Source organism: Streptomyces pilosus, from assembly GCF_014649835.1.
GTDB lineage: Bacteria > Actinomycetota > Actinomycetes > Streptomycetales > Streptomycetaceae > Streptomyces > Streptomyces pilosus.
In genome coordinates, this window is record NZ_BMTU01000001.1 from 667,009 (window position 1) to 686,243 (window position 19,235).

The following is a 19,235-nucleotide window of genomic DNA, read 5'->3' on the forward strand; positions in this document are numbered from 1 at the left end:
CCTCAGCCTCCCTTCGGCGGGACGATCTGGAGGTAGACGGCCGTCATCACCATGTTCACGAAGAAGAGCAGCAGGAAGGTGATGACGACGGACTGGTTGACGGCGTCGCCGACGCCCTTGGGGCCGCCGCGCGGGTTGAGTCCCCGGTGGGCGGCGACGATGCCCGCGATGAAGCCGAAGACGAGTGCCTTGAGTTCGCTGACGTAGAGGTCGGCCGGCTGGGCGAGGGCGGAGAAGCTGGACAGGTAGGCGCCGGGGGTGCCGCCCTGCAGGATGACGTTGAAGAAGTAGCCGCCGAGGGTGCCGACGACGGAGACCAGGCCGTTGAGCAGGACGGCCACGGCCATGGTGGCCAGGACCCGGGGGACGACCAGGCGCTGCACGGGCGAGACGCCCATGACCTCCATGGCGTCGAGCTCTTCGCGGATGGTGCGGGAGCCGAGGTCGGCGCAGATGGCGGAGCCCGCGGCGCCGGCGATCAGCAGGGCGACGATGAGCGGGCTGGCCTGCTGGACGACGGCGAGGACGCTGGCGCCCCCGGTGAACGACTGGGCGCCCAGCTGCTGGGTGAGGGAGCCGACCTGGAGCGCGATGACGGCGCCGAAGGGGATCGAGACGAGGGCGGCGGGGAGGATGGTGACGCTCGCGACGAACCAGAACTGCTCGACGAACTCGCGGAACTGGAACGGTCTGCGGAAGACGGCACGGCTGACTTCGGCGGCGAGCGCGAAGAGCCGGCCGGTCTGCCGGAGCGCGCCGATGATCATGTGCCGCTCCCGGCGGAGGGCGCCGTCAGGGTGGGGGCGGCGGCGTCCGCGGCGTAGGTCTCGCGGATGGCGGAGCGCGCGGCGGGCGGCAACTGGTCCACCATCGCCATGACACGCCGGCGTCGTCGCGCGACGGCCGCGCGCGGCGGCAGACCGGGGGACGGTTCCAGCTGGGGCACGATCCGGCGGGGCGGGGCCGGGGCGGCACCGGCGCCCGCCTCGGCGGCGAGGGTGGCCGCGTCCTTCTCCTCGGACATCCCGATGGGACCCTCGCGCCGGCCGTCGAGGAACTGGGCGACGACGGGCTCCTCGCTGGTGAGCAGTACCTCGCGCGGCCCGAAGGTGACCAGCTCGCGCCGGAAGAGCATCCCCATGTTGTCGGGCACCGTGGCGGCGATGTCGAGGTTGTGGGTGACGATCAGCATCGTCGCGTCGATCTGCGCGTTCAGGTCGATCAGCAGCTGCGAGAGATAGGCGGTGCGGACCGGGTCGAGCCCCGAGTCCGGCTCGTCGCAGAGGATGATCTGCGGGTCCAGGACGAGCGCGCGGGCCAGACCGGCCCGTTTCCGCATGCCGCCGCTGATCTCGCCCGGCAGTTTGCCCTCCGCGCCCAGCAGCCCGACGACCTCGATCCGCTCCATGACGATGCGGCGGATCTCGGACTCCTTCTTGCGGGTGTGCTCGCGCAGCGGAAAGGCGATGTTGTCGAACAGGGACATGGACCCGAAGAGGGCTCCGTCCTGGAACATGAGCCCGAACAATTTCCGGGTCTCGTATATCTCCCTTTCGGGACTGTTCACCATGTCCACCCCGTTGATGAGGACACGGCCCTTCTCGGGTTTGAGCAGCCCTATGAGGGATTTCAGAAAGACGGTCTTTCCGGTGCCGGACGGACCGAGCATCACACTCACTTCTCCGGCAGGAAGGGTGAGGGTCACATCCCGCCAGACGCTCTGCCTGCCGAAGGACTTGGTCAGTCCTTCCACCACCACTTCGATTCCCATATCACCTCCACCGGACGCGTGTCGGATGCGGACCGCGGGCGCAGTCAAGTCGGCGCGGGACGCCGTGACAACGGGTACGACGCCGGCTTCCCGCACCCCCTCCGCTCTTTGTCACCCCGCAGACAACATGCCGCCCCCGGGCTTGTCTCCACGGAGACAGGCAGGGTTCCGCGGCCCCGGGAGGGGTGGGACCCCGGAACCCCGCCGACGGGGTCCGGCCACGAGGACGGCGCCGCGGCGGACCACCCGTCGCGGCGACGGGCCGGCAGGGGGGCGCCGACCTGGAACCGTGCACCGCACCGGCACGTTACGGCCGAGTAACCTCGGCGGGCAATACGGGAAGGGGAGTTTCCCGGGAGATCCTCCGCAGCCCTCCCGAACGTGTCATCCGGCAGACAAGAAAAGGCCGCGGAATTGTCACTCGGTGAGCCCTGCGGCCCCGGGCGGGCCGACGGACCGGCCGTCCCGGGCACCTCCCGGAACGCACCTCCACATTGACAGCCGGTGACTAAGTCGAACGGCCGTCCACTCACCCAGGGAACAGATGGTTGCGCTTTTCAAAGAATCATGAACGGCGCCATTGTCCGGCCGAGTTACCCGCCCGTAACGTCAGGGACCGCGGACAGGGACCACCGAGCCGCGGGCCGCACGGCCCTCCCCTCGAACGACCCGGCCACGGCCCATCTCTGGCCAACCCCGAAGGAGTCCTGAAGCCATGAAGAAGAACTCGAGAAGATCGGTCGTCGTGGCGGGTGCGGCCGCGGCCGCCTTCGGCCTCACCATGGCACCCGCTTCGGCGGTGCCCTCCACGGTGTGGACCGTCACCCCCACGGGCAGCTACACGGCGACCAACAGCAGCAACATCGTGCTCACCGCCACCATCCCGATGACCTGCACGACCTCGGGCGCCTCGGGCAGCATGGCGAGCGCCACCGGCAACCCCGCCACCGTCGCCACCATCAGCGCCATCAACTTCGGCACCGCCGGCTCCCCCTGCACCAGCGTCCTGGGCAACGTCACCACGGTGGCGGTCACCCCCTGGACGGTCGTCGCGCAGGACTACACCGCCGCCACCGGTGTCACCAAGGGCTACGTCGGCAACGTCAAGGCCAACGTCACCGCCGGCGCCTGCAAGTTCACGGTGACCGGCAAGGCCTCGGCCACCTACACCAACTCCACCGGCGTCCTGTCGGTCAGCAGCGTCGCGGGCGAACTGGCCGTCAGCGCCAGCCCCGCCCCCGTCAACTGCGGTTCGGTGGTCACGACCGCCACCAAGCCCACCTTCAAGGGCAACTACACCATCAAGGCGTCGAACGGCACCGTCCCGAAGATCGTCGGCACCAACCCGTAGGGCACCGCCCGTTCGCGTCCGCCCGGCCGGCACTCCGGCCGGGCGGACGCGGGCCTGCCCGGTCCGTCTTCGCACGCCGGTCCCGAACGAGTCGAGTGGAGCTGTATGGAAGGCCACCGTGCCGCCGCGCCGCTGTCGTCCCGCGCCCGCGCCAGGGGCGCCGTCATCGGCGCGTTCGTCGTCGTCGCCGCCCTCGTCCCGGCCACCGCCACCGCCGCGGGCACCCAGGAGGTCGACGCCGCGTTCCCCTACCTCTGCGCGCTGCCCTCAGGGCAGCAGCCCGCACAGGTGAGGATCTCGGCGGTGTTCCCGGAGCGGGCCGGGACCGGCGAACCGGTCGAGCCTGCCGGTGTCACCACCACCGTGGAACTCCCGGCGGAAGCCGTCGCGGACCTCGCCGCGCTCGGGGCCGCCACCGCCCGGCCCGCCACCCGGCTCACCGTCGGCGTGGCCCAGGACGGGGCCACGGCCGAGGCGACCTGGCGGGGCTCCGCGGAGCCGGTACCCCTGCCCGGCTCCGGGCGGCTGGCCCTCACCACGACGGGCGACGTGGCCTCGGTGACCGGACACGGCAGCGGCGACCTGACGTTCTCCGCCGGGTCCCTCGCCGTCGACCTGGCGCTCGCCACCGCGGACGGTACGGCCGCCGGCACCGGCGCGCTGACCGTCGACTGCTCCCCCGCCGCCGCGGGGGAGCAGGAGCCGCTGGCCACCGTGCCGGTCGGTGCGGGCACGCCGGAGCCGGACGGCACGCCGGAGCCGGGCGGCACGTCCGCCTCCCCGGGGGCGTCCGGTTCGCCGTCCGCGCGGCCGGACGGGCCCGGGGACCGGCAGGGAGACCGCGCCCCGGAGGTGGCCGAGGCCCCGCCCGGCGGCACCGCCGCGGACCGCGAGGCCCCGCCGTGCCGGTACGACGACGCCCACCCGTCCACGTCGGCCTCCCTGAACGCCTATGTCACCGGCTACTCGAACGTGGCCAAGCTGAAGGGGGCCTCGCTCCTCCCCCTCTCCTGCGTGCTGATCGAACAGGGGCCCACCGACATCGAGTTCTTCCCGGACTTCACCGGCGGCCACCTGACCCAGCACTCGGAGGGCACGCTCCGCCACCGGGGCCGTGCGCAGACCCCTCCGTTCGAGGCCACCTTCCTGACCTTCGGCTTCACCCCCACGAAGGCCACCATGGTGCTGGAACAGACCGGCCCCATGACCATGGACGCGCACGGCGAGACCTCGTTCGTCACCCTGTACACGGAGCTGGAGACCCGGGTACGGATCCCGCTCGTGCTGCGGGTGACCGCGCTCGAGGTCAACGGCGTCCCCCTGGAGGTCGGGGCCCGCTGCCGGACGAAGGGGCCGCTGCGCTCCCCCGAGCCCGAGCCCGCGCGGTTCCCCGGTGACCACCTGCTGCTGACCGGCAGCAGCACCCACCAGCCCCCCGACCAGCCCGTCGGCTACCTGCTCAGCTCGGGCGGCCAGCTGACCGGGGAGATGACCATCCCGGCCTTCACCGGCTGCGGCAGCGGCGGCGAGAACCTCGACCGTCTCCTCACCGCCTCCGTCTCCGGTCCCGGCAACTACGTCAAGCAGACACAGGGCCAGACGTGCGCGGTGCAGGTCTTCAACCCGGACGAGTGCACCGAGGACCTGCAGCCCCTGGAGATCCCCGTCCCCGAGCGCTGAGCCCCACCTCCCCTCCCCCCTTCACGGAAGGCCACCCCATGTCGACACCGCGCACCCGCACCCGACTCGCCACCGTCTCCGCCCTGACCGCGCTGGGCGCCCTCGCCTCCCTGGGCACCGCGACCGCCGCCGAGCCCCGGCTGAACGGCGAATGGGGCCCCTTCACCCGCTGCCCCGTGGACGCCCCGGCGATGCTGGCCGCCGACGGCCTGGCCAAGACCCCGCAGTGCGTGGTCTCGACCTCCGCGAGCGGCTCCATCAAGCTCGGCAAGACCACCGTGGTCACCGGGCGGACGAACCTGCAGATGGGCATCGTGCAGAACGCGGACGGCACCAGCAGCGTCGTCGCCCCGCCCTCCGGCGCCCTGATCGCCGACTCCGCCACCGTGCCCGGCGGCCTGCTCGGCCTGATGTGTCCGAGCAACGTGCCGGTGATCACGGCGATCTGCAAGTCGCTCGACAACTCCACGCTCAACCGGATCACCGCGACCGTGGAGTCGGTCGGCGCGCCCTACGCCTTCGACCAGACGGCGGGCATCCTGACGGACCTGCCCATCGTCGCCCTGCCGGTCCGGATCCACCTGGAGAACCCCCTCCTGGGCGGCAAGTGCTACATCGGCACGGCCGCCAATCCCATCCTGCTGCGCCCGGAGAACCGCAACTACCCGGAGTTCGGGATGAGTTTCTTCTCCGGCGACGGCACACCCGACGAGGCCGGGGAGATGAGCCGGATCAACCTCACCGGCGCCACCCAGAACGACAGCGTCTTCTCGGTGCCCGCCGCCACCGGATGCGGCCTGGACGTCGGACTGATCAACGCCGCGGTCAACGCCAAGACCGGACTGCCCTCCGCCTCCGGGAACAACAGCCTCACCCTCAACGACACCCGGACCCACCTCAGCGGCCTCAACGCGCCCGGCACGGTCGCCCCCGACGCGGGCAAGGTGCTCGCCGAGAACTGGCACTCCGCCGTCGGGTAACGGCCACGCAGCGGCGGTTCCCGGCCGTCCCGGCGGCCGGGTCGTCCACCGGTGAAGTTTTTTCCGATGACAACGGTGTACAAAGCAACGGAGTTGATTTAGCTTCAGCGTCCCAGACCGGCGCGCCCCGGCGGGTTCGGGGGCCGTCCGCCCGGCGGACGGCCCCGCCCGGCCGCCCGCCGGACACGTCGGAGAGCAAGGGGTGGCTGATGCCCACGATCGCACGGTCCCCGGAGGCCGGTGAACCGCTCGAGCCGTTACCCAGGAGGTTCGCGACCTTCATCCGGCCGGAGCTGCCGGGGCTGCTGAACGAGATACGGACCGAGGTCACCCGGGCCTATCCGGTGTACGGCCGGCTGCTCAACGGCCCGAACGGGGACGCGATCCGCCAGGGCGTGGAACAGGCGCTGGTCGCGTTCGTGGACCGGGTGGCCGACCCGGGCCGCAGTTCGGAACTGCGGGACGAACTGCTGCGCAGGTTCGGCCGGGTGGAGGCCTACGAGGGCCGTGACCTGGAGACCCTGCAGAGCGCCTACCGGCTCGGCGCCCGCATCGCGCTGCGCCGGGCCAGGACGGTGGGCCGGCAGTACAACCTCTCCCCCGCCCTCATCCTCGCCTTCGCCGACGCCCTCTTCGCCTACGTCGAGGAACTGGAGGCGGTCACCCGCGAGGGGTACACCGAGGTGCGGGAGCGGGCCACGTCGGAGATGACCGCGTTACGAAGACGGCTGCTCCACCTCATCCTCGCCTCGTCCCCGCTGCCCCGCTCGACCGTCTCGGAGCTGTGCGAGGCCGCCGCCTGGGAACTCCCCGCGACGTGCACCCTCGTCGCCCTCCGGCCCCCGGTGCCGGACCACATCCAGGCCGCCCTCGACGGTGACGTCCTCGCCGATCTCGACATCCCGCAGCCGCACCTGCTCGTCCCCGGGGACCTCACCCCGCACCGCCTCTCGATGCTCGGCACGGCGCTGGCCGGCACGCGTGCCGCCATGGGCCTGACCGTACCGGTCGCGCAGGCCGCCGATTCCGTCCGCTGGGCGCGCCGCGTGCTGCAGTTCGTCGACGACGGCGTGCTGCCCGACGCTCCGCTGATCCGGTGCGAGGACCACCTGACCACGCTGTGGCTGCTGGCCGACCCCGCCCTCGTCGGTCACCTCGCCTCCCGGGAGCTGGCACCGCTGCGCGGGCTGCCGCCCAGCCGGCGCGACCGGCTCGTCGAGACGCTACGGGTGCACATCTCCACCCGGGCCCCGGCGGAGCAGGTGGGCGAGATGCTGGGCGTGCACGCCCAGACCGTGCGCTACCGCCTGCGCAACCTGGACACCTATCTGGGCGACCGTCTGAGCGACCCCGACCGCCGCTTCGCCATCGAGGTGGCCCTGCGCTCCCTGCATCTGCGGAACGACCACGACGGGCGGTGATCACCCGCCCGCCGCCGGGCGGCCGGACGGGAGCGCACGCCCCCGCCCGGCCCGCCGGTCAGTCGTCCGGGCACTCCTTCCACGCGAGGTGGTAGACCGTGCTGATGTCCCCGTCGGTGGAGTCCATCGTCATGAAGCTGACCTCGTCGGCCGAGGAGGTCCCGGCGCTCACGCGCAGCTCCGTGTTGATGTTGAAGTTGCGCTGGACCCCGCAGGGGGCGTAGACGAGCTGTGCCCAGTCGGTCTCGTCCGTGGCCTGCCAGTTGTCGTCGTAGGGGCCCGCGAAGGGGTGGGTGCGGTACTCCGTGTTCGGGGAGCCCTGGAAGTAGTACGACGCCCGCTGCGTCCCCCTCGCGCCGGGCTGGAGCGAGGCGAAGCCCCGGTAGTCCGCGCTGGCGATGGCGTAGGTGAAGCCCTGGGGGACGTGGACCAGCAGACTGAGCTGGCAGTTCTTGCGGGAGGCCGTGGGTTCGGAGTTCCCGCCGGCCTGGGCTAGGTAGTCGCTGTACGTCACGGTGAACGCGGTGTTGTCGGCCGAGACGGCGACGGCCGCCGTGCCCTGGGGGCATCCCGAGCCGTTCACCGTGGCGACCTTGATGACGATCTTGTCCGGCGGCGGGTCCTCGAACCCGGTCGACGGGTTGTGCGCGGGCAACGCGGCGGTGAGGAGCGCGGCCGCCGCCGCACCCATGAGCAGGCCACCAGCCATGGTTCTCCGTCCTTCGGTGGGGGGTGTCGTTGAAGCGTCATGCACATGCCAAACATGTCGCCGGATGTGCGCCGGCGCTCCCGGCCTCGTGGAGGAGGCGTGAAGGTGGCGTGAAGGCCGGGAGCGCTCGCATCGTATGGAGCCCCGCGACGGCCGGACAGGGCGAACTCCGGCCATTCACTTCCACCACCACGGAAGCGGACGGAAGCGGCGTACCGGGACGGGCGTGTGAACGGCGGGTCGCCGTTCGTAGACAATGACCCACCAGGCACCGCTCGTGACACCAGGACCAGGAGGCGCTCCCTTGGAGCTCAGCAGGCGCACCTTCACCGCGCTGGCCGGCACGGCCGCGCTCGGTCTCGCCCTGGCCGGCAGCGGCGGGGCGGCGCCCGGCGCGGGCGGCCCGCGCGTGGTGCCGACCGGTCCGCCGCCCCCCGTGCCGCGCGCCGACGGCAGGCGCCACCGGGTCGGCTTCGACCGGTACTCCCTGCTGGTCGACGGCCGGCGCCTGGTGCTGTGGTCCGCCGGCCTGCCCTTCCACCGGCTGCCCGGCCCGTCCCTGTGGCGGGACGTGCTGCAGAAGCTGCGCGCCCACGGACACAACGCGGTGAGCGTCCCCGTGCCGTGGAACCACCACTCCCCCGCACCGGGCACCTACGACTTCACCGGGGTGCGGGACCTGAACCGGTTCCTGGACACGGCCGCCGAGGAGGGGCTGTACGTCGTCCTGCGCCCCGGCCCCTACCTCGGCCCCGACGTGGACGCCGGGGGGCTGCCCGGATGGCTGACCGCCGTCGCCGGGACCGCGCGGACCGACGACCCGGAGTACCTGCGGCACGCCGACGAGTGGCTGGGCGCCGTCAACGCCATCGCCGTGCGGCACCTGTACACCGCGGGCGGCGGCACGGTGCTGCTGTACCGGATCGGGGACGGGAGCACGGCCCCCGCCACCGATCCGGCGGGGCGCGCCCACCTCGCCCACCTGTACGCGAAGGCGCGCGCCGACCGCATCGACGTACCGGTCCTCCGCGCGGGCGTGCTGTCCGACGGCCGGGAGGGCGGCCCGCGGGCGCCCGGCGTCCGCCTCGGCGCCGGGCACGACCGGACCGGTCATCTGAGCGACCTCGCCCGCGGCATCACCGCGCACGACGTCCCCACGGTGTTCGGCGGGACCGCGTGGGGGTGGCTGCCCGGGACGGGCGGCCCCGGCCCGCAGGGCTCCTCCGCACCGCTCGACGAGGCCCGCCGGCCCACACCGGAACTGGCCCCGCTCCAGCAGTTCGGGCACCTGGTGCGGACGGTGCCCGACCTCGCCCGGCTGGACCGGGCGGACCGGGTGCGGGCGGCGGACCGACGGCTGACCGTGGAGCACCTGGCCAACCCCGACACCGGCACCCAGGTGTACGTCGTGCGCAACGACTCCGGCGAGCGGGTCCGCTCGATGCTGCCGGGCACCGGTGTCGAGGTGCCGGTCACGGTGGCACCGCACGACGTCAAGCTGCTGTTCACCGGGCTGGCGCTGGGCCGGCGCAAGCTGGCGTACACCACGGCGCAGCCCCTGCTGAGCATGACCGCCGGACGCCAGGACGTCGCCGTGTTCGTCGGACGCGCCGGCGAGACCGCACAGGTCGTGCTGGACTGCGAGACCCAGCCGGAGGTCTTCCGCGCGGACGTCGAACCGGCGTGGACCTACGACCGGGGCAGGCTGAACGTCGTCGCGCCGCTCGGTGAGGGCGGACTGGGCCGGGTGTTCGTCGACAAGGGCGACTCCGACGTCCCCCTGGTGCTGCTGTTCGCCGACGACGCCACCGCGCTGCGCCTGTGGCCGTACGAGACGCCCTCCGGGTCCCTGCTGGTCTACGGGCCGGCGATGCTGCGCTCGGCGACACTGCGCGGCTCCACCGTCCACCTCGTCGGCGACGTCGTCGGCGAGACCGGGGTGGAGGTGTGGGGCCCGCGCGGGATCACCGACGTGACCTGGAACGGCCACCCGGTGCGCACCTACGTCGGCCGGGCCGGGAGCCTGGTGATGGAGGGGATGGTGCCGGACGCGCCGGACGTGCCGCTGCCGGAGCTGGGCGGCTGGCGGCGCCGGTCCGGGAACCCGGAGTCCCGGCCCGACTTCGACGACTCGGCGTGGACGGTCGCCGACCGCACGGCGTCCCGCAGCAGCACGCCCGTGCCCGGCGACGGGCCCGTCCTCTTCGCGGACGACTACGGCTTCCACTACGGCGACGTCTGGTACCGGGGCCGGCTGACGGACACCCGCGGCATCACCTCGGTGTCGCTGTCGTACAGCACCGGGCCGCACGGCCTGCTGATGGCCTGGCTGGACGGACGGCCGCTCGGCACCCACCGCATGCCGGCGCCGGACGGGGACACCGCGGACCGGGGCACCTGGACGGCCACCGCCACGTTCACCGTGCCCGCGGAGCTGCGCGAGCCGGGACGGCACGTGCTGTCGGTGCTCGTCCGGCCGATGCAGCACGACGGGGACGAGCGGACCCGGGACGCGTACAAGGCAGCGCGCGGGCTGACCGCCGCCGCGTTCGGGGGCGGCGCCCCGGACGTGGAGTGGCGGATCCAGGGGGCCGCCGCGCCGGACCGGGCGCGCGGGCCCCTCAACAACGGCGGGCTGCACGGGGAGCGCGAGGGCTGGCACCTGCCGGGACACGACGACCGGGACTGGCGCCCGGTGGACCTTCCGCACGGGGAACGGCGCCAGGGCGTGGCCTGGTACCGCACCGGCTTCCGCCTCGACGTCGACCCGGAGCTGGACGCCTCCGTCGGACTCGTCCTGGAGGACGACCCGGAACGCGCCTACCGCGTCCAGGTCTTCCTCAACGGCTGGAACATGGGCCAGTACCTCAACGACGCGGGCACCGGCCGCACCTTCGTCCTGCCGAACGGGATCCTGCGCACACGGGGGGCCAACACCCTGGCCCTCGCGGTGCTGTCCGACGGCACCACCCCCGCCGGGCCGGGCACGGTGCGGCTGAAGCTGCTGGGCGCGGCCCGCGGCGGGGTGCCGGTGGAACCGGTGGAGACGCGGGACGCGGTGGACCCGGCCGGGAGCTGAGCCCACCGCGCCTGAGCCGCCGGGTGCGGCTCACGCCAGCCGGATCACGTTCCAGGACAGCGGCTCCAGCACGGCCGAGAGGCGGCCGTCCCGAAGGGTCGTGCCGCCGGCCGCGTGCGGGGCGACCCGCTCCGGCTCGGCGAGGGTGTTGCGGGCGTCGGGGTCGGCGTCGGACAGGACGCTGTGCTCGACGACCGAGGTGAGGCCCAGACCGCCGAGCGCCACCTCCAGCGGCAGCGGCTCGGTGCGGCCCCGGTTGACGGCGAAGACGGTGACACCGCCGTCCCCGGCGCGTACGGCGGTGGCGTGCAGCAGGTCGGCCTCGCCGTACTTCCTCGTCTCGTACGTCGGGGAGTCCACGCGCACGTCCAGCACCTCGCCGCGGCCGTACGCCGAGGCCTGGGCGAACGGGAAGAACGTGGTCTGCCGCCACGCCGGTCCGCCGGGCTCGGTCATGATCGGGGCGATCACGTTGACGAGCTGGGCGAGGCAGGCCACGGTCACGCGGTCGGCGTGCCGGAGCAGCGCGATGAGCAGCGACCCGAAGACGACGGCGTCGGTGACGCTGTAGCTGTCCTCCAGGAGGCGGGGCGCCTCGGGCCAGTCGAGGGCGGCGACCTCGGCCTGGGACCGCGACATGTACCAGACGTTCCACTCGTCGAAGGAGAGGTTGATCCTCTTCTTCGACTTGAGGAGGGCGCCGACGTGGTCGCAGGTGGCGACCACGTTCTCGATGAAGGACTCCATGTCGACGGCGGAGGCGAGGAAGGAGTCGATGTCGCCGTCGTGCGGCTCGTAGTAGGCGTGCAGGGAGATGTGGTCGACGAGGTCGTACGTCTCCTTCAGGACCGTCGCCTCCCACTCGGCGAAGGTCTCCATCGACTGGCCGGAGGAACCGCAGGCGACGAGTTCGACGCCGGGGTCGATCTGCCGCATGGCGCGGGCGGTCTCGGCGGCGAGGCGGCCGTACTCCTCGGCGGTCTTGTGGCCGGTCTGCCAGGGGCCGTCCATCTCGTTGCCCAGGCACCACAGCCGGATGCCGAAGGGGTCCTTGTCGCCGTGTTCGGCGCGCAGGTCCGACAGCGCGGTGCCGGAGGGGTGGTTGGCGTACTCCTGGAGCTCCAGGGCCTCGGCGACACCCCGGGTGCCGAGGTTGACGGCCATCATGGGCTCGGCCCGGGGGCCGATCCTCCTGAGGAACGCGATGTACTCGGAGAGCCCGAAGCGGTTGGTCTCGGTCGAGCGCCAGGCGAGGTCGAGGCGGCGCGGGCGGTCCTCGACGGGGCCGACCGAGTCCTCCCACCTGTAGCCGGAGACGAAGTTGCCGCCGGGGTAGCGGACGGCGGTGACGCCGAGTTCCCTGACGAGGTCCAGGACGTCCTGGCGGAGGCCGTCCGCGTCCGCGGTGGGGTGGCCGGGTTCGAAGATGCCGGTGTACACGCAGCGGCCGAGGTGCTCCACGAACGAGCCGAAGAGGCGGGGGTTGACTTCACCCACGGTGAAGGCGGGGTCCAGGGTGAAACGGGCAGTGCGCAAGGTCGTCCTTTCGGGTGTTCGGTTTCGTCCACGGCCGCGCCGGGGCGCGCCGCGCCGCTGACGCACGACGGGCCGGCCGTTCTTCTTCCAGCTCGGACGGTTGAGTGTGGGGTCGTGGAGGGTCTGCTGCCCGGTGAGGGGCTGGGGGCCGGGGTGAGCGGCGTCGGCGCGGGCGGTCGTGGGGCGGCAGCGCGGCCACGACGGCCGCGGTCAGCGGGGTGACGATCGCGGGGCGCTTCACATCGGGCCTCTCACGGCGATCACTGACCCGCCAGACCGGTGTGGGCGACGCCCGCCACGATCTGGCGCTGGAAGAAGACGAAGACGATGATCAGCGGGAGTCCCGCCATGAGGCCGCCGGCCATGAGCTGGGCCCACTGGATGCCGTAGGAGTTCATGACGGTCGCGATGCCGTTCGGCATGGTCATCAGGTCGGGGTTGTTGGTGACCATGTAGGGCCACAGGAAGTTGTTCCAGGAGCTGATGAAGGTGAAGATGCCGACCGCCGCGAGGGAGGGGCGGGAGAGCGGCACGATGATGGTGAGGAAGACACGCCAGCGGCCGGCGCCGTCGATGAAGGCGGCCTCCTCCAGTTCGCGGGGGACGCCCTGGAAGAACTTGTAGAGGATGTAGACCATCGCGGCGGGCGCGCACTGGGGCAGGATCATGCCCCAGTAGGTGTCGACCATGCCCATCTGCTGGACGGTGGTGAACAGGGGGACGCCGAGGACGGCCGGGGAGACCATGAGGCCGGCCATCACCACGCCCAGCAGGACGTTCTTGCCGCGGAACTCGGTGCGGGCGAAGCCGTATCCGGCGAGGGCGCTGGTCACCAGCACGATCGCCGTCACGCACACGGACACCACCAGCGAGTTCACGAACCAGTTGGTGATGTTGCCGGTTTCGAAGATGGCCGTCCACGCCTGGCCGGTCCACTCCTTCGGCAGCCAGTGCGTCGGTACCTCGACGGCCTCGGTCTCCGACTTCCACGAGGTGAACAGGGCCCAGGCGAGCGGGGCGAGGAAGACGACGGAGACGGCGGTGCCGAGGAGGGTGAGGACGATCTGGCTGGGTGTCCAGCTCCGGCGGGGCCTGACCCGTGTCTGCTGTGCGGCGGTGGTCATCGGACGCCCTCCTCACGGTTGCGCAGCAGCCACATCCGGGCGAGGGCGACGGCCGCGATGATCACGAAGAAGATGATGGAGACGGCGGAGGCGTAGCCCACGCGGTAGCTGGTGAAGCCCTGTTCGAGGGTGTACTGCACGAAGGTGCGGGTCGAGCCCTCCGGGCCGGGGCCGAAGTCCTGGATCACCACGGCCTGGTCGAAGACCTGGAGCGAGGCGAGGATCTGCAGGGCGACGACCAGGCCCGTGACGTGGCGCAGCATCGGCAGGGTGATGTGGACCACGCGGTGCCAGGCGTTCGCGCCGTCGAGCTCGGCGGCCTCGTAGAGGTGTGCGGGGATGCCCTGGAGGGCGGCGAGGTAGAGCAGGAAGCTGAAGCCGACGGTCCACCACAGGGTGGTGATGACGATGGCCGGCATGGCGTACGACTTGTCGGTCAGCCAGGGCGTCTCGAGACCGAAGACGTGGTTGATCATGCCGGTGCCGGGGTTGAACAGCCACTGCCAGAGGTTGGCGGCGACGGTGGACGGCAGCAGGAACGGCATGAAGAAGCAGAGCCGCCACAGCCACTTCCCGCGCTCGATGTGGTGGGCGAGCATGGCGAGGAGGAAGGCGAGGACGGTGATGCAGGGCACGACCAGGAGCGTGAAGTATGCGCTGTGGCCGAGGGACTCCCACACCAGGGGGTCGTCGAGGGCCTCGGTGTAGTTGTCGAGGCCGATGAAGCTCGTGCCGTCGCCGGAGATGTTGGCGTCGGTGAGGCTGAGGTAGAGACCGCGCAGCAGCGGCCAGATCACGAAGAGCGCGAACAGCACGAGGAACGGGGCGGTGAACCAGACGCCGTGCTGGAAGCCCTGCCCGCGGCGGACGGCGGGACTGCCGGCGGCGGTCTTGGCGCGTGCCGGGCGGATGACGGTCTCGGCGCTGGTCGTCGTCATGCGACGGCACCTCCCTGCGCGGCGGTCCTGCCGTCCATGGGGTTCTTCGAGGCGAGGAGCGTGGTGAGTTCGCTCTTCATCCGGCGGGCTACGGCGTCGGGCTCGGCGGAGCCCATCGTGGAGGAGACGACGATGGGGCCGACACGCTGGGCGAGGATGCCGGTGGAGCCGGCGAACCACGCCTTGGGTTCGGTGGCCTGGTGGTCCATCGCGGAGACGTACTCGCTCTGCGGCTGGAGCTTCCGGTACGCGTCCGTGGTCAGGGTGGGGGTGTAGGCGGGGATGTGTCCGCCGGCGGCCCACTGCTGGGCGTGCCGGACGATGTAGGCGGCGAGCTGGTGGGCGGCCTCGTCGGTGGCGCCGCCGCGGCCGGACTGGTGCGGGAGCACGAAGGCGTGCGACTCGGCGTGGGTGGCCTGCTCACCGAAGACGGGCGGCAGCGGGGTCGCCCCGTACTCGACCTTCGCGGTGTCGAAGACCGGCACCGACCAGTTGCCCTCCCAGGCGAAGGGGGCGCCATTGACGAACTGTTCGGCGCCCGCGCCGCCGCCGAAGTTCGGGTTGGCGTACCCGTCGGTGATGTGGCGGCGCAGGAACTCCAGGACCTGGGTGGCCTTGTCGGTGTCGAAGGTGACCTCGGTGTGGGCGTCGTCGAACCAGGTGCCGCCGAGCTGGGTGTAGAAGGCGACGAAGAACCACCACTGGAAGTTCTGGTCGTTGAGCCACAGGCCGATGGTCTGCAGCCCCTTCCCGGTGGCCTTCTTGGCCTCCTTCAGTACGTCGAACCACTGGTCGGCCGACGTCACCCGGACCATCCGGCCGTCGGCGCCGAGCAGGCCGGCCTTCTTCAGTACGTCCTTGCGGTAGTAGCAGAGCTGGACGTGGATATCGAGCGGGAGGGCGTAGAGCTTGCCGTCGATGACGGCGCGTTTCCACAGCTCGGGGTTGAAGTCGGCTTCCCTCACGCCGTACTTGGCGAGCAGCTCCATGTCCCAGGGGTCGAGGAGACGGCCGGGCGAGAAGCCGGTGACACGGCCCAGGTGCATGACACCGAGGTCGGGTGCGCGGTTGCCCGCGGCGGCCATGGCGAGCTTGGTGTAGAAGGGACTGCCCCACTGGAGGGTGGAGTCCTTCACCTCGATGCCGGGGTGCTCCGCGCGGAAGGAGTCCAGCATCGCGATCATGTTGTACCCGTCACCGCCGCTGAAGAGGTTCCAGTAGCGCACGCGGGTGTCCGCGCCGGAGGCGAGCGCATCGGCCCCCGTTCCGAGCGCCGCGAAGCCGAAGCTTCCGGCGACCGTCAACCCGCCTAATCCGGCGAGGAGTTGCCTGCGGTTCAGGCCAGGTCGTCCCATGCCGTGCCCCATCTGCTCATGGATCGTGCCAACCCATTCACTCGACCCTTGGCGTTCGATATCTCGAATGGCGCTCGTAACTTCGAACGGGACCGTAGGTGTGATGCGCCAACGCGTCAATGGTTCGGACAAGAACTCCGGCAAGAACCCGCGGCGGGACGGCCCGCGCCCGCGCATCGCATGACGCGGGCACTCCCGGCCGCGTAGGCTCGAACGACCCTGTGTGCGGCGGCAGATGAGAGTGAGGGGACACGATGGGGTTCGCGGACGCGGCCATGGGCCCCGCCTCGTCCCTCAGCGCCTTCTACACGTCCTTCTGGTGGATCCCGGCCGGCGTGCTGGCCGCCGCCCTGGCGATCAAACTGCCGACGATCATCCGGCTGTGGACGGACCCGCTGCTGCGCGCGGTCGGCGGACTGCTGCTGCTCGCCTGCGCCGTGTTCGTGTTCGTCGCCCCGTCGACCATCGCCCGGGTCAACCGGGTCACCGGCGTGCCGAACATCTCCGCACCCCTGGTCTACTCACTGCTGACCGCCTTCTGCGCGTCCTGCCTGCTGCTGATCATCGCCTGGCGCGACGGACTGCCCGAGCACTCCCCCTCCACCCGCCGCGCCACCCGCTGGGTCGTCTCCGTCTACGGGGGCGTCATCGCCGCGCTGTGGGTGCTGTTCGCCCTCGCCGACGTGCCGGTGGAGCGGACCCGCGACCTGGACACCTACTACGCCAACACGCCGTTCATGCGCGAGGAGATCCTGCTGTACCTCCTCGCGCACACCACCGCCGTCCTCATCACCTCGAAGCTGATCTGGAACTGGATCCGCACCGAGGGACTCGACGCCTGGCTGCGCTGGGGACTGAAGTTCCTGGGCATCGGCTACGCGCTGAACCTCGCCTTCGACGCCGCCAAACTCACCGCCGTGGGGGCCCGCTGGAGCGGCAACGACCTGGACTGGCTGAGCCTGCACGTGGCCCCGGCCCTGGCCTGCCTGTCGGCCGTGTCGATCGCGGTCGGCTTCATCCTGCCGCACGCCGGCCAGTACCTGCACGAGCGCTGGCGGATCCGGGTGGCCCACCGCCGGCTGCGGCCGCTGTACCTGCTGATGCGCACCGCGCACGGCTCCGGCCTGCCGCTCGTGCTGCGCGCCGGAGCCGAACTGCGGCTGACCCGGCGGGAGACGTTCATCCGCGACGTGCTGCTGCCCCTCGCCCGGCGCACCGACGAACGGCTGCGCGAGCGCTCCTACCGGGCCGCCCTCGGCCTGGGCCTGACGCCGGAGCGGGCCAGGGCGGTCGCCGCGGCCGTGGTGATCCTCGACGCGGTGGACGCCGGGGCCGGCCGGGACGAGGGCGGCCACGAGGCCGACACCACCGAGCTGCTCCGCGAGATCGGGGCGGTCTCCCGCGCCCTGCGCCACCCCGACCTCGTCCGGGAGGTCCGCGCCCGCGCCCTGGCACCCGGGGACACCGTGGCGGTCACCGAGTGACCGTGCCGCACGGGGAACTGGCCGGGACGGCACCCGTCTTGACATATTGCACAGGTGACCGAGCGACGGCCGGCGGAACGAGGAGACAGCGGTGCGTACCAGGAAGGAGATGCGTCGTCTCGCTGACGCCCTCATCGACCCCATCGACGTGGCGGTGCCGGCCGACCCCGACGTGCTGTTCGACGCGCTGGTCGCCTCCGTCAGCGCCTGGCGGGGACGCGAAGTCGTCGTCCACCGGGCCGCGTTCCCGCCCCGGACCGCGAGCGGCCTGTGGCTGGAGCGGGAGGGCCACGACGACGTGGTGGTGGACGAGCGGGCCGCCGTGTGGCACCAGATCGTGATCTTCTGCCACGAGGTGTGGCACATGAACCGCCGGGAGGCCGACCGCGAGGCGGGTGCGCATCCGGGGCCCGTCGCCGCGCGCACCGACTTCAGCCTGGCGGAGGAGCAGGAGGCCGACCGCTTCGGCATGCTGATGGGCCGGCGGCTGCGCACCTGGCTGGAGACCCCCACCGGGCCGGGAGAGACCCCCCGGGCCGGCGACGGGGACCCGGAGGACCTCGCCGGACGCATCGGGGCCGCGCTCAACTACCGCGGGACCAAGAGATGAGCGGCCTGATCAACTACGTCAGCTGCGGGGTGCTGTGGCTCGGGCTGCTGGTGAAGGCACCCGATCTGCTGCGGCACCGGCGCGACCCGTACCTGCGGGCGATCTGCGCGGTGCTGGGCCTGGCGGGGCTGTGCTTCTTCCTCGGGGCGCCGCCGACGGTCGGCGCCGTCAACCGGCTCGGCGGCGTGCCGAACCTGGCCGCCCCCCTCACCTACGCGGCGATCACCGGGTACTGCGCCGCCTCCCAGGTCCTGATCGTGCACTGGCGCGGAGGGCCCCGGGTCCGCCGCACCGCCCGCCGCTGGGTGCTCGCCTACGCCCTCGTCGTCCTCGGCATCGCGGTGACGTTCGCCCTCGGGGACGCGCCGGTGGAGCGCCGTACCGACCTGGACACCTACTACGCGACGACGCCGTTCATCGCACAGATGATCCTGCTGTACCTGCTGGCGCACCTCACCACCGTCACCGTCACCACGGTGTCCGCGCTGCGCTGGGCGCGCCGGGTGCGGGGCGGGCTGCGGGCGGGGCTGGTGCTGCTCGCCACGGGCGCGCTGTGCGGGGCCGGTTACAGCGTGACCAAGCTGATCGCGGTGGGCGCCAACTGGTCCGGCCGGGACTGGTCGGCGCTCGGCACGACCGTCTCCCCGGCCGCCGCGGGACTGGGCGCCCTGCTGACGGTCGTCGGGGTGCTGGTGCCGCTGGTGGCGCCCCGGGCCGACGAGTGGCGGCGGGCCCGGCGGACGTACGCGCGGCTCGCGCCGCTGGAGCGGGCACTGGACGAACTGCTCACCCGCCGGGCGCTGCGGCTGCCCCGTCCCCGGCTCGCCTCTCCCACCACCCGTCTGATGTGGCGCCGCACCAGCATCCACAACGCGCTCGGCCACCTCGACGCCTGGTTCGACCGGGAGGTGTACGACCGGACCCTCGCCGGTGTGCTGGCGGCGACCGGGGACCCGGAGCGGGCGGAGGCCGCCGCCTGGGCCGCGGTGATCACCACCGCGGCGCTGCGGGAGGCGGACCCGGCGGAGCCCCTCCCCGCCGGCGGCGGCGCCCGGCTCCCCGGCCGGGTGCCGGACCCGGCCGTGCTCGACCGGATCGCCGACGTGCTGGCCGGGACCACCCCCGTGCCGCCCGCCCCCGCCGTCGCGAGCGGTACGACGACGGCGGGGACGGCGTGAACCGGCACCCGGCGGAGAG

General features: G+C 72.2%; 15 protein-coding genes. 8 read left to right on the forward strand and 7 right to left on the reverse strand.

Annotated elements, in window-relative coordinates; translation table 11 throughout:
• Nucleotides 1-2: 2 nt before the first annotated feature.
• A complete protein-coding gene (locus IE118_RS03075) occupies nucleotides 3-767 on the reverse strand; it encodes an MlaE family ABC transporter permease (RefSeq protein ID WP_189555655.1) in 765 nt (254 codons plus the stop codon).
• Nucleotides 764-1,771: an ABC transporter ATP-binding protein gene (locus IE118_RS03080; protein ID WP_189555656.1), complete on the reverse strand. Its 1,008-nt coding sequence runs from the start codon at nucleotides 1,769-1,771 to the stop codon at nucleotides 764-766. The genes IE118_RS03075 and IE118_RS03080 overlap by 4 nt, the downstream gene beginning before the upstream one ends.
• A 715-nt stretch (nucleotides 1,772-2,486) precedes the next feature.
• Here IE118_RS03080 and IE118_RS03085 point away from each other — a divergent pair.
• The 4 genes from IE118_RS03085 to IE118_RS03100 all read left to right on the forward strand — a co-directional run bounded on the left by IE118_RS03085 (nucleotide 2,487) and on the right by IE118_RS03100 (nucleotide 7,203).
• Nucleotides 2,487-3,122 (forward strand): hypothetical protein, encoded by a 636-nt coding sequence (locus IE118_RS03085; protein ID WP_189555657.1) that lies wholly within the window; start codon nucleotides 2,487-2,489, stop codon nucleotides 3,120-3,122.
• A 105-nt stretch (nucleotides 3,123-3,227) separates the two neighbouring features.
• Nucleotides 3,228-4,802 carry a DUF6801 domain-containing protein gene (locus IE118_RS03090; protein WP_189555658.1) on the forward strand — a complete coding sequence of 525 codons (1,575 nt, stop codon included), beginning with the start codon at nucleotides 3,228-3,230 and terminating at the stop codon, nucleotides 4,800-4,802.
• Between the two features lie 38 nt (nucleotides 4,803-4,840).
• A complete protein-coding gene (locus IE118_RS03095) occupies nucleotides 4,841-5,782 on the forward strand; it encodes a hypothetical protein (RefSeq protein ID WP_189555659.1) in 942 nt (313 codons plus the stop codon).
• A 209-nt stretch (nucleotides 5,783-5,991) separates the two neighbouring features.
• Nucleotides 5,992-7,203 (forward strand): PucR family transcriptional regulator, encoded by a 1,212-nt coding sequence (locus IE118_RS03100; RefSeq protein ID WP_189555660.1) that lies wholly within the window; start codon nucleotides 5,992-5,994, stop codon nucleotides 7,201-7,203.
• Between the two features lie 58 nt (nucleotides 7,204-7,261).
• Here the strand turns inward: IE118_RS03100 and IE118_RS03105 are convergent, their stop codons facing one another.
• The gene (locus tag IE118_RS03105; protein ID WP_189555661.1) at nucleotides 7,262-7,912 is read right to left on the reverse strand and encodes a DUF4360 domain-containing protein; all 651 of its coding nucleotides are present in this window, start codon (nucleotides 7,910-7,912) and stop codon (nucleotides 7,262-7,264) included.
• A 304-nt stretch (nucleotides 7,913-8,216) separates the two neighbouring features.
• On the opposite strand from IE118_RS03105, the gene IE118_RS03110 reads away from it, so the two are divergent.
• Entirely contained in the window at nucleotides 8,217-10,991 is a 2,775-nt protein-coding gene (locus tag IE118_RS03110; protein ID WP_189555662.1) for a beta-galactosidase, read from the forward strand.
• Between the two features lie 30 nt (nucleotides 10,992-11,021).
• On the opposite strand, the gene arfA is transcribed toward IE118_RS03110, so the two are convergent.
• The 4 genes from arfA to IE118_RS03130 all read right to left on the reverse strand — a co-directional run bounded on the left by arfA (nucleotide 11,022) and on the right by IE118_RS03130 (nucleotide 15,944).
• The gene (gene arfA, locus IE118_RS03115) at nucleotides 11,022-12,527 is read right to left on the reverse strand and encodes an arabinosylfuranosidase ArfA (RefSeq protein WP_189555663.1); all 1,506 of its coding nucleotides are present in this window, start codon (nucleotides 12,525-12,527) and stop codon (nucleotides 11,022-11,024) included.
• Between the two features lie 260 nt (nucleotides 12,528-12,787).
• Nucleotides 12,788-13,651, reverse strand: a complete 864-nt coding sequence (locus IE118_RS03120) for a carbohydrate ABC transporter permease (RefSeq protein WP_189555664.1) — start codon at nucleotides 13,649-13,651, stop codon at nucleotides 12,788-12,790.
• A complete protein-coding gene (locus tag IE118_RS03125; protein ID WP_189555665.1) occupies nucleotides 13,648-14,589 on the reverse strand; it encodes a carbohydrate ABC transporter permease in 942 nt (313 codons plus the stop codon). Before IE118_RS03125 ends, IE118_RS03120 begins: the two co-directional genes overlap by 4 nt.
• Nucleotides 14,586-15,944 (reverse strand): extracellular solute-binding protein, encoded by a 1,359-nt coding sequence (locus tag IE118_RS03130; protein ID WP_189555666.1) that lies wholly within the window; start codon nucleotides 15,942-15,944, stop codon nucleotides 14,586-14,588. The genes IE118_RS03125 and IE118_RS03130 overlap by 4 nt, the downstream gene beginning before the upstream one ends.
• 254 nt (nucleotides 15,945-16,198) lie before the next feature.
• Between IE118_RS03130 and IE118_RS03135 the strand changes: the two genes are divergently transcribed.
• The 3 genes from IE118_RS03135 (at nucleotide 16,199) to IE118_RS03145 (ending at nucleotide 19,216) form a co-directional block, all read left to right on the forward strand.
• Nucleotides 16,199-17,428, forward strand: a complete 1,230-nt coding sequence (locus tag IE118_RS03135; RefSeq protein WP_189555667.1) for a DUF6545 domain-containing protein — start codon at nucleotides 16,199-16,201, stop codon at nucleotides 17,426-17,428.
• Nucleotides 17,429-17,519: 91 nt separating this feature from the next.
• Nucleotides 17,520-18,038, forward strand: a complete 519-nt coding sequence (locus IE118_RS03140) for a toxin (RefSeq protein ID WP_189555668.1) — start codon at nucleotides 17,520-17,522, stop codon at nucleotides 18,036-18,038.
• Nucleotides 18,035-19,216: an MAB_1171c family putative transporter gene (locus IE118_RS03145; RefSeq protein ID WP_189555669.1), complete on the forward strand. Its 1,182-nt coding sequence runs from the start codon at nucleotides 18,035-18,037 to the stop codon at nucleotides 19,214-19,216. Before IE118_RS03140 ends, IE118_RS03145 begins: the two co-directional genes overlap by 4 nt.
• The last annotated feature ends 19 nt before the right edge of the window (nucleotides 19,217-19,235 follow it).

Excerpts from the sequence above, each read along its gene's own strand:
- IE118_RS03080 (WP_189555656.1), bottom strand. The coding sequence starts at position 1,771 with ATGGGAATCGAAGTGGTGGTGGAAGGACTGACCAAGTCCTTCGGCAGG.
- IE118_RS03075 (WP_189555655.1), bottom strand. The coding sequence starts at position 767 with ATGATCATCGGCGCGCTCCGGCAGACCGGCCGGCTCTTCGCGCTCGCC.
- IE118_RS03120 (WP_189555664.1), bottom strand. The coding sequence starts at position 13,651 with ATGACCACCGCCGCACAGCAGACACGGGTCAGGCCCCGCCGGAGCTGG.
- IE118_RS03130 (WP_189555666.1), bottom strand. The coding sequence starts at position 15,944 with ATGGGACGACCTGGCCTGAACCGCAGGCAACTCCTCGCCGGATTAGGC.
- IE118_RS03095 (WP_189555659.1), top strand. The coding sequence starts at position 4,841 with ATGTCGACACCGCGCACCCGCACCCGACTCGCCACCGTCTCCGCCCTG.
- IE118_RS03085 (WP_189555657.1), top strand. The coding sequence starts at position 2,487 with ATGAAGAAGAACTCGAGAAGATCGGTCGTCGTGGCGGGTGCGGCCGCG.
- IE118_RS03145 (WP_189555669.1), top strand. The coding sequence starts at position 18,035 with ATGAGCGGCCTGATCAACTACGTCAGCTGCGGGGTGCTGTGGCTCGGG.
- IE118_RS03135 (WP_189555667.1), top strand. The coding sequence starts at position 16,199 with ATGGGGTTCGCGGACGCGGCCATGGGCCCCGCCTCGTCCCTCAGCGCC.
- IE118_RS03100 (WP_189555660.1), top strand. The coding sequence starts at position 5,992 with ATGCCCACGATCGCACGGTCCCCGGAGGCCGGTGAACCGCTCGAGCCG.
- IE118_RS03090 (WP_189555658.1), top strand. The coding sequence starts at position 3,228 with ATGGAAGGCCACCGTGCCGCCGCGCCGCTGTCGTCCCGCGCCCGCGCC.
- IE118_RS03125 (WP_189555665.1), bottom strand. The coding sequence starts at position 14,589 with ATGACGACGACCAGCGCCGAGACCGTCATCCGCCCGGCACGCGCCAAG.
- IE118_RS03105 (WP_189555661.1), bottom strand. The coding sequence starts at position 7,912 with ATGGCTGGTGGCCTGCTCATGGGTGCGGCGGCGGCCGCGCTCCTCACC.